The 13,395-nt window shown below is 70.4% G+C and carries 10 protein-coding genes; 5 read left to right on the top strand and 5 right to left on the bottom strand.

What is annotated here, in order from left to right:
* Positions 1 to 39 precede the first annotated feature (39 nt).
* Positions 40 to 1,872: a glycoside hydrolase family 3 protein gene (locus tag ATC03_RS00340; protein ID WP_067871700.1), complete on the bottom strand. Its 1,833-nt coding sequence runs from the start codon at positions 1,870 to 1,872 to the stop codon at positions 40 to 42.
* 4 nt (positions 1,873 to 1,876) lie between these two features.
* Positions 1,877 to 3,187 carry an MFS transporter gene (locus ATC03_RS00335; protein WP_067871697.1) on the bottom strand — a complete coding sequence of 437 codons (1,311 nt, stop codon included), beginning with the start codon at positions 3,185 to 3,187 and terminating at the stop codon, positions 1,877 to 1,879.
* Positions 3,188 to 3,325: 138 nt separating this feature from the next.
* Here ATC03_RS00335 and ATC03_RS00330 point away from each other — a divergent pair, with 138 nt between their 5' ends.
* Positions 3,326 to 4,723 (top strand): TetR/AcrR family transcriptional regulator, encoded by a 1,398-nt coding sequence (locus ATC03_RS00330; protein WP_084003118.1) that lies wholly within the window; start codon positions 3,326 to 3,328, stop codon positions 4,721 to 4,723.
* 56 nt (positions 4,724 to 4,779) lie between these two features.
* On the opposite strand, the gene ATC03_RS00325 is transcribed toward ATC03_RS00330, so the two are convergent.
* Entirely contained in the window at positions 4,780 to 5,739 is a 960-nt protein-coding gene (locus ATC03_RS00325; protein ID WP_227820181.1) for an alpha/beta hydrolase, read from the bottom strand.
* Positions 5,740 to 5,875: 136 nt separating this feature from the next.
* Entirely contained in the window at positions 5,876 to 7,378 is a 1,503-nt protein-coding gene (locus ATC03_RS00320) for an arylsulfatase (protein ID WP_067871695.1), read from the bottom strand.
* 159 nt (positions 7,379 to 7,537) lie between these two features.
* Here ATC03_RS00320 and ATC03_RS00315 point away from each other — a divergent pair, with 159 nt between their 5' ends.
* A complete protein-coding gene (locus tag ATC03_RS00315; RefSeq protein ID WP_067871692.1) occupies positions 7,538 to 8,431 on the top strand; it encodes a formylglycine-generating enzyme family protein in 894 nt (297 codons plus the stop codon).
* Positions 8,432 to 8,510: 79 nt separating this feature from the next.
* Here ATC03_RS00315 and ATC03_RS00310 read toward each other — a convergent pair whose 3' ends face one another.
* The gene (locus tag ATC03_RS00310) at positions 8,511 to 9,647 is read right to left on the bottom strand and encodes an LLM class flavin-dependent oxidoreductase (RefSeq protein WP_227820180.1); all 1,137 of its coding nucleotides are present in this window, start codon (positions 9,645 to 9,647) and stop codon (positions 8,511 to 8,513) included.
* A gap of 299 nt (positions 9,648 to 9,946) precedes the next feature.
* On the opposite strand from ATC03_RS00310, the gene ATC03_RS00305 reads away from it, so the two are divergent.
* Genes ATC03_RS00305 through ATC03_RS21210 form a run of 3 tightly spaced genes read left to right on the top strand, consistent with a single transcriptional unit; the run spans position 9,947 to position 13,394 of the window.
* Positions 9,947 to 11,395 carry a pyridoxal phosphate-dependent decarboxylase family protein gene (locus tag ATC03_RS00305; RefSeq protein ID WP_067871689.1) on the top strand — a complete coding sequence of 483 codons (1,449 nt, stop codon included), beginning with the start codon at positions 9,947 to 9,949 and terminating at the stop codon, positions 11,393 to 11,395.
* Positions 11,392 to 12,813, top strand: a complete 1,422-nt coding sequence (locus ATC03_RS00300) for a lysine N(6)-hydroxylase/L-ornithine N(5)-oxygenase family protein (RefSeq protein ID WP_084003117.1) — start codon at positions 11,392 to 11,394, stop codon at positions 12,811 to 12,813. The genes ATC03_RS00305 and ATC03_RS00300 overlap by 4 nt, the downstream gene beginning before the upstream one ends.
* Complete coding sequence (locus tag ATC03_RS21210; RefSeq protein ID WP_067871686.1) at positions 12,810 to 13,394, top strand: GNAT family N-acetyltransferase; 585 nt, start codon at positions 12,810 to 12,812, stop codon at positions 13,392 to 13,394. Before ATC03_RS00300 ends, ATC03_RS21210 begins: the two co-directional genes overlap by 4 nt.
* Position 13,395 lies beyond the last annotated feature (1 nt).

Below are 13,395 nucleotides of genomic sequence, written 5' to 3'. Positions count from 1 at the left end.
GATGTCGCGGGGCCGATGCCTCGATCGAGGAAGCAGGACCTACAGGCTGAGCCCGTGGCCGAACCGGAACAGCGGGTCCTTCGTGTCGAACGGCACGTCTTCGCGGCTCGCCTCGACGGCGGCCATGCTCGACGGCAGGTCGAACGGCAGCTTGCCGAGGGGCGCGACGGCTCCCGTCAGCACGTCGAGCACGGCGCGCGCGCTGGCGCCGTAGTTGCCCACGACGGCCGCGGCGTCGTCGATGAACGGCGTGAGGATCGCCGGGCGGTCGAGGTGCACGTCGATCACGGTCGGCACGGCGGCCGTGACCTCGCGGAGGTGCGCGACCGCTTCCTCCGTGAAGTCGAGCGACCCCTGGTGGAAGAAGTTCTCGAACGTCGACGAGCGCACCTCGAACGGGGCGTGCGTGCGGATCACCGCGACATCCGCCTCGGCCGGGGTCTCGACGACGGTGCCGTACTCGGCGGCGACCTCGGGGGCGATGCCCTCGACGTACAGCTTGAGCCCGCGCGCGAGGGGAAGCGTCGGCGCGCCGGCATCCGTCACCGTGTTGGTGAGCACCGTGATCGAGGCGCGCTGGGCGGCCTCGCCCGCGGCGATGAACTCGTCGGAGCCCACCACACGACCGGCGTGCTCGACGTCGACGTAGGGCTCGTCGAAGAGGCCGAGCACGAACTTCTCGCGCAGCAGGCGGCGCGCCGAGACGTCCAACCGCTCCTCGCTGACCTCGCCGGCCTCGACGAGCTCGACGAGCAGCTCGGGAATCGCCTCGCCGCCGAACTGGTCGGCGCCGGCCTCGAGCACCTTGATCACGCGCTCGCGCGGCGTGAGGTGCTCGACGCCCCAGGCGCGGGCCGGGAACGGCTCGCCGAAGATCTCGGCGTCGGAGATGAGCCCCCAGTCGGTGCAGACGATGCCGTCGAACGCGTAGCGCTCGCGCAGCAGGCCCGTGATGACCGACTTGTTGAAGCCGAAGCCGACCTCCTCGTACTCGGTGCCGACGGGCATGCCGTAGTACGGCATGATCTGGCGGGTGCCGGCCGCGAAGGCGTCCTCGAAGGGCTTGAGGTGCAGCTCGAACTCGCCGCCGGGGTAGACCTGCTCGCGGCCGTGCGGGAAGTGCGCGTCTTCGCCGTCCATCTGGGGGCCGCCGCCCGGGAAGTGCTTCGTCATCGTCGACACCGAGCCCGGCCCGAACGACTCGCCCTGGAACCCGCGGATGTAGGCGGCACCCAGCTTGCCCGTGAGCTCGGCGTCCTCGCCGAACGTCGCGACCTGACGGCCCCAACGCGGCTCGGTGGCGAGGTCGATCTGCGGGTGCAAGGCCACGCGGATGCCGACGGCCGTGTACTCCTGGCGGGCGATGTCGCCGAAGCGCTCGACGAGCGCCTCATCGCGGATCGCCGCGAGGCCGATGGTCTCGGGCCAGCTCGAGAACGGTCCCGAGAGCATGCCCGCGAGCGGGTTGTCGCTGAACGAGTGGCGCGGGTCGGTCGAGATCGTCACGGGGATGCCGAGGCGCGTCGATGCGGCGAGCTCCTGCAGCTTGTTGTGCCAGCGTGCCATGAGCTCGCCCGACGGGGCGGAGCCGAGCACGTTGAAGTGCGTCATACCCTTGCCGATGACCTGGTCTTCATTCGACGGCAGCCCGAACATCGGGTTCGCCTCGGCGAGCTCGCCATCCTGGCTCATCGCGATCATGGTCTGGAAGAACAGGCCGGTCTTCTCCTGCAGGGTCATCTGGCCGAGCAGGTTCTCGACGCGCTCGTCGACGGGCAGGCTCGCGTCGCGGTAGGTGGGGTCGACGGGCAGGTCTGCGGATGCCGCGGCATCCGTCGTTCCGTGGTCGAGGTTCTCGATGGTGTCGGTCATGGTGTTACTTCACTCCCTTGATGCGGTAGACGAGCACGGCGCCGGCGAGCGCCACGAGGGCGCCGAAGAGGTAGAAGGTGCTGTAACCCCCGAGGGAGGTCGTGGCACCGAAGGCGATGATCGCGGGGGCGATGACGGGGGCGAGCGACTGCGGCAGGGCGTTGGCCATGTTCAGCACGCCGAGGTCCTTCGCGGTGTCCTTCTGGTTCGGGAGCACCTGGGTCGCGAGGGCCGTGTCGACCGACATGAACGAGCCGGCGCCGAAGCCGATGATGGCCTGGGCCACGAGCACCACGGGGATGCTCGGCGCGAAGGCGAGCACGACGAGGCCGAGCACCATGACGCCTCCGGCGACCGCGACGAACGGGCGGCGCTTGCCGATCTTGTCGGAGAGGATGCCGCCGATGGGGCCCGAGAGCGCCATCGCGGCCATCGACGCGAGGTTCGCCATGAGGATCGTGCCGATCGCGTCCTGCTCGCTGAGGCCGAACTGCTCGGTCAGGTAGAACGGCAGGAACGTGGCGATTCCCGCGTAGCCGAACATGATGAGGAACTTCGTGAGCCAGGTCCAGCCGAAGTCCGGGTGCTTGCGCGGGTTGAAGACGAACGAGCCGAAGAACTCCTTGACGCCGTAGCGCTCGACGGGCTTCTCGGTGAGCACGCGGTCCTTCAGCACGAACACGAAGATCGTGACGAACACGGCGGCGATGAGGCCGGGCACCACGAAGCGGCTGAGGTCGTCGGAGAGGAAGTTCACGAGGAAGCTGCCGCCGAGGATGCCGAGCGGGGTCGTCAGGCCGATGATGCCCGAGACCTTGCCGCGCGAGTTCACGGGCACCTGGTCGGGGACGGTCGCGGTCGACGCGGCCATGACGCCGTTGAGCGACGCCTGCACGACGCACCAGGCGAGGAGCACGATCCACACGTTCGTCGCGACGCCGATGAGGGCGAAGGCCGCGAGGCCCACGAGCACGCCGCCGAGCATCCACGGGCGACGCATGCCGAAGCGCGAGACCGTGCGGTCGGAGAGGCGGCCGACGAGCGGGTTGCAGACGAGGGCGAAGAGGGCGCCGACGCCCATGATGAGGCCGAGCGCGTTCGTCGCCGCTTCGGGCGAGTCGGTGATGTGCTGCACCTTGAAGGCGAGCGAGACGAGCACGGGCGTGAGGAGGGCCATGTAGAGGCCGAAGTTCGACAGCGCGAGCGTGGGGATGTAGCCCCTGGGCGTCCTGCCGGTCCGACCGGCCGCACCGGTGCTGTCGCCGGGGAGGTTGCCGCCGGGGGCGACCGTGTCGGTGAGTGACGACTCTGTCATGAGTTTCCTTTCACGAAAACCGAGCCGTCTTTGGCTCTCGGATGAGGATACATGAATCCCGACCAAGTGGTAACTGAAATTCGAACAAGTGGTAACGATGCTGTGGGAGGATGGCTCGAACCACGAATCGGGGGCGGCATGGAGCAGGTGATCACCACGGTCGCGACGGTCGCGACAGGCTCGTCGACGGATGCCGCGGCGCCCGCCTCGCCGCCGACGAACCGCGCCGCCGCAACCGCCCGCACCCGCGCGAACATCCTGGCCGCGGCCTCCCGCCTGTTCATCGAACGCGGATTCGGCGCCGTCTCGATGCGCGACATCGCCGCCGAGGCGGGCCTCTCGCACCCCGGCGTGATCCGCCATTTCGCGTCGAAAGACGAGATCCTCGAAGAGATCGTCGCCGAGTTCGCCGCCATCACCGAGGCCGACCTCGAGACGACGCTCGGGCCGGGCGGCGACGGGCTGCGCACCTTCGGCGAGGTCGCGAGGCGCAACGCGGGTCTCGACGGCTACATCCCGCTCTTCTCGACGCTCGCCGGCGAGGCGACGAGCGCGGCCCACCCGGCCCACGAGCACTTCCGCGAACGCCATGCCGAACTGCGCGCCCGGTCGTCGCTGCTGTTCCAGGCCGCGATCGACGACGGCGAACTGCCGCCAGGCACCGATGCCATGGGCGAGACGATCCGCCTCGCGGCGGCGTGGGACGGCCTGCAGCTCATCTCGCTCTACCTGCCTGGCCTCGTCGACATCCCCGCGATGCTCGACCGCCACCTCGACCGGCTTCGGGGAGCGGATGCCGCGGGCGGCCCGGGCGACACGATCGGTGCCGACCCCGACGCGACCGGGCCGCGCGACGCGACCGGGGCCGACGCGTCAGGCGTCGCCGCGACATCCGGCACCGAAGGCCGCGCACCCGCCATCGCCAGGTTCGGCCTCGCCCCCGAACCGGAGCCCGACGCGGGATACGCCCCCGGGCGGGCCCGGCGTGCGCAGATCGTGGCCGACGCATCGACGCTGTTCGCGCGCCGCGGGTTCCACGCGACGAGCCTCCGCGAGATCGCCGAGCAGGCGGGCATCGGCAAGTCCACGCTGCTGCACCACTTCTCGAGCAAGGACGACCTGCTCGGCGCCGTCGTCGCGCATCGCGACAGCGCCATCGACGAGCGCATCGCCGTCGATGCGGATGCCCCGGCATCCGCGTTCCTGCGCGACATCCCCCGGCATGCCCGCTTCAACGCCGAGCACGAGGCGGGCCTCATCGAGGTCTACGCCGTGCTCTCGGCCGAGGCTGCCGCCGCATCGCATCCGGCGCACGACTACTTCCGCCGACGCTTCGAATCGGCGATCGCGCAGTTCGGCGACCTGTTCGCCAGGGCGGCCGAAGCTGAAGGGCGGCGCATCGATGCCGCCTTCGAAGCCGTCTGGTTCGTCGCCCTGTGGGACGGCCTGCAGCTGCAGTGGCTCTATGACCCCGCGACCATCGACGTCGGCGATCACCTCGAGGCCCACCTCGCACGCTTCACGCCGGTCGAGTAGCGAAGCGTATCGAGACCACGTTCGCGACCGATGGTCTCGATACGGCCCTGGCAGGCCTACTCGACCGGCGCGGCGGGCTCGGGCGTCGCGAGCTGCCACGCAAGCCACGCGCGAGCACGACCGAACAGCGCCTGCGCGAGCTCGGACTCCCCGGCCCAGACCTCGAACCCGTGCGCCGCGGCCGGCACCACCTCGCTCGTCACGTCGACGCCCGCCGCCGAGAGCGCCTGCGCGTACCTGGCATCCTCATCGCCGAAGAGCTCGAGGTCGGTCCAGTACGTCCACGTCGGCGGCAGGCCGGTGAGGTCGTCGCGACGGGCAGGGACGGCGTATGCGGGCACCTCGGCCGAGCCCGGCTCGGAGCCCAGGTACGACCGCCACCCGACGAGGTTCGAGCGGTTGTTCCAGACGAGGTGCCTGCGCGCGTCGAGGTCGCGGTTCGCGGCGGTGCGGTCGTCGAGCATCGGGCAGAAGAGCACCTGCGCCGCCGGCCGCTCGCCCTCGTCGTGCAGCCGCTGCACGAGGGCCGCTGCCAGCCCGCCGCCCGCGCTCGCGCCGCCGATCGCGATGCGCCCGACGTCGATGCCGAGCTCGATCGCCGACGCATTCACCCACGCCCACGCGGCCCGCACGTCGTCGATCGCCGCGGGGAACGGATGCCGCGGGGCGAGCCGGTAGTCGACCGAGACCACCACCGCGCCAGTCTCACGCGCCGTCTCACCGCAGAACCGGTCGTCGCCGGCGGCCGAGCCCATGACGAGCCCACCGCCGTGGATCCAGAGGAGTGACGAGCCATTCGGGTTCGCCGGAGTGAAGACGCGGAGCCTGACCGATCCGGCCCGCACGAGCCGCCGATCGACACCCTCGACCGTCGTGCCGGGCTGGAGTCCCGACGCCCGGCTGATGAGGCCGAGCATGAACGCGTTCTCGAGGTTGAGCGCCGGCACCTTCTTCAACGCCGGATGCAGCGTGGCATCGATCTCGTCGATCGTCATCCGGGCGTTCTGGTCGGGCACGGGCGTCTCCCTCGGGTTCGTGCCCGAAACTCTACGGCCTCGCCCGAGCCGTTCAGAACGGTGGGTTCATCGGGTGCAGCGAACGGGCGACGGCCGCGCGAGACATCCGCCTCACGCGACCCGCACTCCCCGTCGGTCAGGACGCCCCGGCAGTCGCATTCTCCAGACGCTCCAGCACTTGGTCGATCGTGAACGACGCCGGCTTCTGACGCGGCGGGAACTCGACGAGCGTGCCCAGCATCCTCGTCACGTAGGCCTGGGCGGGGATGAACAGGAAGATGTGCTCGAGCACCCAATCCCAGTACGTGTTCGACGTGATGTCGGCGCGCTCGTAGGGGTCGGTGCGCAGGTTGAACAGCTTCGGAAAGCGCAGGTGCACGTACGGCTCCTGCCAGACGGCGAGCGTTCCGACGGCGCGCTGCTCGAGGAACACGACCTTCCAATTGTCGAACCGCATCGCGGTCAGGTCGCCGTCATCGGAGCTGTAGAAGAAGTGGCGGCGCGGGCTCTGATCGACCTCGCCGGTGATGTAGTCCAGCTGATTGTGGCCGTCGAGGTGCACCTTGTACGGGCGGCCGTGCAGCTCGGTTCCCTGCTTCAACCGCTCGGCGACGTCCGTGTCGCCCACCGCCGCGAGGAGGGTGACGAACCAGTCGTTGTGACTCACGATTCCGTTCAGCACCGTGCCCGAGGGGATGTGCCCGGGCCAGCGCACCATCGCCGGCACGCGGTACGCGCCCTCCCAGTTCGAGTTCTTCTCGTTGCGGAACGGGGTCATGCCGGCGTCGGGCCAGCTGTTCATGTGCGGGCCGTTGTCGGTGGAGTACATGACGATCGTGTTCTCGGCGAGGCCGAGTTCGTCGAGCAGGTCGAGCAACGACCCCACGACGTCGTCGTGGTCGAGCATCGTGTCGTGGTACTCCGACTGCCAGCGCCCCGCGCGCCCCTTGCTCTCGGGCTTCGTGTGCGTGCGGAAGTGCATGTGGGTGGAGTTGAACCACACGAAGAAGGGCTGGTCGTCGTCGGCCTTGGCGCGGATGAAATCGGCGGCGGCGTCGCGGAACTCCTCGTCGACCGTCTCCATGCGCTTCTTGGTGAGCGGCCCGGTGTCCTCGATGCGTTGGGTGCCGTCGTCGTTCGCCCAGGCGTGGATCACGCCGCGCGGACGGAACTTCTCGCTGAACCCGGGGAACTCCTCGTCGGTCGGGTAGTCGGGGTGCTCGGGCTCCTCCTCGGCGTTGAGGTGGTACAGGTTGCCGAAGAACTCGTCGAATCCGTGCGCCGTCGGCAGGAACTCGTCGCGATCACCGAGGTGGTTCTTGCCGAACTGACCGGTCGCATAGCCGTGGTGCTTGAGGGCATCGGCGATCGTCGGGTCCTCCGCACGAAGGCCGAGGTCCGCCCCGGGCATTCCCACCTTGGTGAGCCCGGTGCGGTACGGGTTCTGGCCGGTGATGAACGCCGCCCGACCGGCGGTGCAGCTCTGCTCGCCGTAGTAGTCGGTGAACCGCACGCCCTCGTCGGCGATGCGGTCGATGTTCGGGGTGCGATACCCCATGAGGCCGTCGGAGTAGGCGCTCAGGTTCGTGATCCCGATGTCATCGCCCCAGATGATCAGGATGTTCGGCTTGTCGGCCATGGGTTCCCCTCCGTCGGTGCCGAGAGCCGTCGACGACCCCCGTCGCGCCCAGTCAAGCACCGGCGACGATCGCGCGGCCATGCCATCGGGCGAATCCCCGGTGAACACGCAGGCCGTCATGTCGAGTGCTGCGGCTACGGTTGAACGGTGGCTGACGACATGGTGCTCATCCCCGGCGGAACGTTCCGCATGGGCAGCGAGGAGTTCTACCCAGACGAGCGCCCGGTGCACGATCGGGCCGTCGCCGACTTCTGGATCGACCCGTTCCAGGTGACGAACGAGGAGTACGCGCGCTTCGTCGACGAGACCGGGTACGTCACCGTCGCCGAGCGCGAGCTCGACCCGAAGGACTTCCCGGGCGCCGACCCCGCCGACCTCGTGCCCGGCGCTATGGTCTTCACGCCGACCGCCGGGCCCGTCGACCTGCGCAACTGGCGCAACTGGTGGCGCTGGCAGCCGGGTGCCTACTGGCGGCAGCCGTTCGGACCCGGGTCGGGCATCGACGACCGGCTGCGGCATCCGGTCGTGCACATCGCGTTCGAGGATGCCACGGCCTACGCGACGTGGGCCGGCAAACGTCTGCCCACCGAGGCCGAGCACGAGTACGCGGCGCGCGGCGGTCTCGACGGCGCGCGGTTCGCGTGGGGCGAGGAGCCGTACCCCGGCGGGGTCGCGCAGGCGAATTCCTGGCTCGGGCGGTTCCCGTACGACAACCAGGGCGTCGGCGGCACGGCCGAGGTCGGCTCGTATCCGGCGAACGGCTACGGCCTCTTCGACATGATCGGCAACACGTGGGAGTGGACGAGCGACTTCTACACGCCGCGGCACCTGCAGCTCTCCGACTCCCCCGTCGACGCCGGCAAGCGCGAGAACCTGCTCGCCGCCGCGAGTGCGCAAGAGGGCTTCGCCGAGATCCCCCGCCGCGTGCTCAAGGGCGGCTCGCACCTCTGCTCGCCCGACTACTGCCTGCGCTTCCGCCCCGCGGCGCGATCACCGCAGGCTGAGGACACGGGCATGTCGCACATCGGGTTCCGCTGCGTCCGCGACGCGTGAGCCCCGGCACGAGCACACGATGAGCGGATGCCGCGGGCGGCCGCCTGCGGCATCCGTCGCCGTGTGATCGGGGCGGGCGTCAGGCCCGGCGCGGTGCGAGGTCGAGCAGCGGCGCCACGCCCTCGGCGAACCAGTAGGCCTCTTCGAGGTGCGGGTAGCCCGAGAGCACGAACTCGGTGAAGCCGACGGCGCGGTACTCGCGGATGAGGGCGGCGACCTCGGCGTAGCTGCCGACGAGGGCCGTGCCGGCGCCGCCGCGCACGAGGCCGATGCCGGCCCAGAGCCCGGGGTACACCTCGAGGTCTTCACGCCGAAGGCCGCCGTCGACGAGTTCGGCCTGGCGTCGCTGGCCCACCGAGCCCGACGAGAGGAACGACTCGCGGGCCTTCGCGACGACTTCGGGGTCGAGGCCGGCGACGAGGTCGTCGGCGACGCGCCACGCCTCCTCGCTCGTCGGGCGTGCGATCACGTGCAGGCGGATGCCGTAGCGGAGCGTGCGTCCGCGCGCGGCGGCGGCCTCGCGAACACGGGCGATCTTCTCGCCGGCCTGCGCCGGCGGCTCGCCCCAGGTCAGGTAGACGTCGCAGTGCTCGGCCGCGACGTCGATCGCGGCATCCGACGAACCGCCGAGGTAGATCTCGGGCTGCGCGTCGAGCTTCGGGATCTGCGCGCCCTCGATCGTGTGGAACTCGCTGTCGACGTCGACGCGTTCGCCGTTCCAGAGACGGCGGATGATGTCGAGGTACTCGGCCGCGCGTGCGTACCGGCCGTCCTTGCCGATGCGGTCGCCGTACTTGCGCTGCTCGGCGTCGTCGCCGCCGACCACGACGTTCACGCGCAAGCGATCACCGCTGTACCGCTGGAAGGTCGCCGCGACCTGGGCCTGCAGCGTCGGCGACATGAGGCCCGGACGGAACGCCACGAGGTAGTCGAGGTCGCGCGTGTGCTGCGCGAGCGAGCTCGCCGCGACCCAGCTCTCCTCGCTGCGGCCTCCGGTCGGGATGAGCACGGCGTGGTAGCCGAGCTGCTCCACCGAGCGGGCGATCTGCGACAGATACCGGATGTCGGGTTCCCGCCGTGCGGGCGCCGCCGACTGCCCGGCGTAGGTCATCGCCGAGCCCTGGCTGAGGTCCGTTCGCGAGTCGCCCGTGAGCGGGATGAACCAGTCGAGGATGATGCCGCCGTCGGCCGGTTCGGAGGTGGGGGTCTCGGTCACGTCGGGAGCCTAATCAACGCCGGTGCAGCGGGTTCCGGATGTTGCCGCGCGTGACACGCCGGCCGAGATCCGCGAGGGGTCCGCAACAGCTGCTCAGGACGTCGGGATGCCGCAGTTCGCGACCTCTCGATTCTCGGGCGTGGCGCGCCGCGGCATCCTGCTGATCTGGGGTTTCTCCGCCAGATCACCCGCGAACGGGGGACGGAACACTTCGTCATGTTGCGCCGTCCGTATTAGGTAAGGCTATGCTAACCCCGGCCTATCGACCGACCGCGACCGACAAGGGGAAGCCGCCGCACATGCGTGATCTGCTGATGAGTTCGACCGTGACCGAATACACCGATCTGCTCGACCAGGCGACGGGGCTCGTGGCCTCTCGCGTGGCCTCGACGACCCAGCCGTTCTCGGGCGCGAGCCGCGCCCAGCTGCAGCACCTCGTCGACGTCGTCGACCTCGAATCGGCGGGCGTCGGCACGGCCGAGGCGCTGCGCGAGGTCGACGCACTGTTCCTCGAGCACGCGATCTGGTTCCACGACCCGGCGTACGCCGCGCACTTGAACTGCCCGGTCGCGCTGCCCGCGGTCGCCGCCGAGGCGATCCTCGCCGCGGTCAACCCGTCGGTCGACACGTACGACCAGTCGTCCGTCGGCACGCTCATGGAGCGCCGCCTCATCGCCTGGACCGCACAGCGCATCGGCTTCGACCACGGCGACGGCGTCTTCACCTCGGGGGGCACGCAGTCGAACCTGCACGCGCTGCTGCTCGCCCGCGAGTGGGCGCTCGCGCAACACGGCGGGTCGCGCGCCGAGGTGCTGCCGCGCTTCAACATCCTCGCGACCGCGTCGAGCCACTTCAGCGTCGAGAAGTCGGCGCTCATCCTCGGCCTCGGCGACGACGCCGTCGTGAGCGTTCCCGACGACGGCGAGGGGCGAATGGATGCCGCGGCCCTCGCCGCTTCGCTCGCCGCGATCCGCGCCGCCGGCCGCATTCCGATGGCCGTCGTGGCGACCGCCGGCACCACCGACCGCGGCGTGATCGACCCGGTCGCCGCGATCGCCGAGCACTGCGACGCGCACGACGTGTGGCTGCACGTCGACGCGGCCTACGGCTGCGGCCTGCTCGTGTCGCGGCAGCACCGCGACGTCATCCGGGGCATCGAGCGCGCGCGTTCGGTCACCGTCGACTTCCACAAGAGCTTCTTCCAGCCGGTCTCGTCGAGCGCGATCGTCGTGCGCGAGCCCGAAGACCTCGGCGCCGCCGCCTGGCATGCCGACTACCTGAACCCGCTCGAGAACGACGAGCCGAACCAGGTCGACAAGTCGCTGCAGACCACGCGGCGGTTCGACGCGTTGAAGCTCTGGACGACCCTGCGCGCGATCGGGGCCGACGGCCTCGGCGCGCTGTTCGACGACGTGATCGAGTTGGCGCGCGTCGTCGGCGACGAGATCGCGGCCGACCCCGAGCTCGAGCTCGTCGGCCGCTCGCAGTTGAGCACCGTGCTGTTCCGCGTGCGGCCCGAGGGTGCCGATGAAGCGACGCAGGATGCCCTCGTCGCCCAGGTGCGGCGCGTGCTCTTCGAGTCCGGCCGCGCGCTCGTCGCGAAGACGGTCATCGACGGTCGCCCCTGCCTGAAGCTCACGCTGCTGAACCCGGCGACGACGGCCACCGACATCCGTCACGTGCTCGATCTGGTGAAGGATGCCGCGGCCGCCCTCGTCGACCTGCGCGACGTGGAGGTCGTGGCATGAGCCCGACGCAGCCCGGCGGGCAGCCCGGCCCCCGTGTGCACGACGTCGTCGGCATCGGCATCGGCCCGTTCAACCTCGGACTCGCGTGCCTGCTCGAGCCCCTCGCGCTCGACGCCGTGTTCCTCGACCGCGCCGACGGGTTCGCGTGGCACCACGGCATGATGCTCGACGGCGCGACGATCCAGGTGCCGTTCATGGCCGACCTCGTGACCATGGCCGACCCGACCTCGCCGTTCTCGTTCCTGAGCTGGCTGAAGCAGAGCGGCCGGCTCTACCCCTTCTACATCCGCGAGAGCTTCTACCCGCTGCGCGCCGAGTACGACGCGTACTGCCGCTGGGCGAGCGAGCAGCTTCCGTCGCTGCACTGGGGTCGCGAGGTGGTGAGCGTCGAGCACGACGAGGCGAACGACGTCTACACCGTGCGCGCGCTCGACCTCGCGACGGGCGACGTCGAGGCCTACGCGGCCCGCCACCTCGTGCTGGGCGTCGGCACCGCGCCGACCGTGCCGGCCGCGCTGCGCGACCTGCCCGGTCTCGTCGTGCACAGCTCCGAGTACCTGCCGAATCGCGAGCGCCTGCAGGGCGCCGGGTCGATCACCGTCGTCGGCAGCGGGCAGTCCGCGGCCGAGATCTACCGCGACCTGCTCGGCGAGGCGCGCGGGGGCAGCACCGGCACCGGCGGTTACCGGCTCGACTGGATCACCAGGTCGCCGCGCTTCTTCCCGATGGAGTACACGAAGCTCACGCTCGAGATGACGAGCCCCGAGTACACCGACCACTTCCACGGCCTGCCGCTCGCCCTTCGCCAGCAGCTCGGGCGCGAGCAGCGCGGCCTCTACAAGGGCATCTCGGGCGAGCTCATCGACGAGATCTACGACACGCTCTACGAGCTGAGCGCGTCGGGGCCGGTGCCGACGACGCTGCTCACCGACACCGAACTGCTCGAGGCGACGTGGGACGGCACGCGGTTCCGCCTGCGGCTGCGGCACGCCCAGCTCGAGCAGGAGTACGAGCGCGAGACCGACGCGCTCGTGCTCGCGACCGGCTATTCGGCACGCGTGCCGGCGTTCCTCGACCCCGTGCGCGACCGCCTCGCCTGGGACGCCCTCGGCCGGCTCGACGTCGCGCGCGACTACAGCATCGACGGCGGGCGCGCACGCGTGTTCGTGCAGAACGGCGAGGAGCACACGCACGGCCTGACCGCGCCCGACCTCGGCTTCGGCGCCTGGCGCAACGCCCAGATCATCGCGAAGATCTGCGGTCACGAGATCTACCCGCTCGAGCGCAGCATCGCGTTCCAGCAGTTCGGGGTGCCGGCGGAGGTCGCGGGCGGGGCGGATGTCGCGGCTGGGTCTCGAGACGGCGCCGGCGCGCCGACTCGACCCGCCGAGGTCGCGATCGAGGGGGCGCTGCGATGACCGTCGTGACCGACTACGAGATCGAGATCAGGCCGGTGGATGCCAGGCTCGACGCACCCGTCGTGCAACGGTGGCTGGCGCATCCGAAGTCCGCGTTCTGGGGCATGCAGGAGCTCGGCGTCGACGAGGTGGCCGAGTACCTCGCAGAAGTCTCGACCCACCCGCACCAGGACTCCTGGCTCGGCACGGTCGACGGCGCTCCGGCGTTCCTCGCCGAGACGTACGACCCGGCGAACGTGCTGCTCGTGGGTCTCCACGACGCGCAGCCGGGCGACCTCGGCATGCACGTGCTCGTGGCCCCGGCCGACGGCCACGCCCGCCATGGACTCACGGATGCCGTCTTCGCCGCCGTCATGCGCTGGTGCCTCGACGAGCTCGGCGCCGAGCGCGTCGTCGTCGAGCCCGACGTGCGCAACTCGGCGATCGCGCTGAAGAACGCCCGCGCCGGCTTCCGCGTGCTCGGCGAGATCGACGTGCCCGAGGGCGAGCACGTGAAGCGCGCGAACCTCTCGGTGTGCACGAGCGCCGACTTCGCGGCCTCCGCCCTCGGTTCCCTTCCCCGCCACGAACGACTCGGATGAC

Origin of the sequence: Agromyces aureus (assembly GCF_001660485.1) — a bacterium.
In the GTDB taxonomy this organism is placed as follows: Bacteria; Actinomycetota; Actinomycetes; order Actinomycetales; family Microbacteriaceae; genus Agromyces; species Agromyces aureus.
The sequence above is the reverse complement of the archived record's forward strand: the minus strand, read 5'-3'. Positions and strand labels throughout refer to the sequence as shown.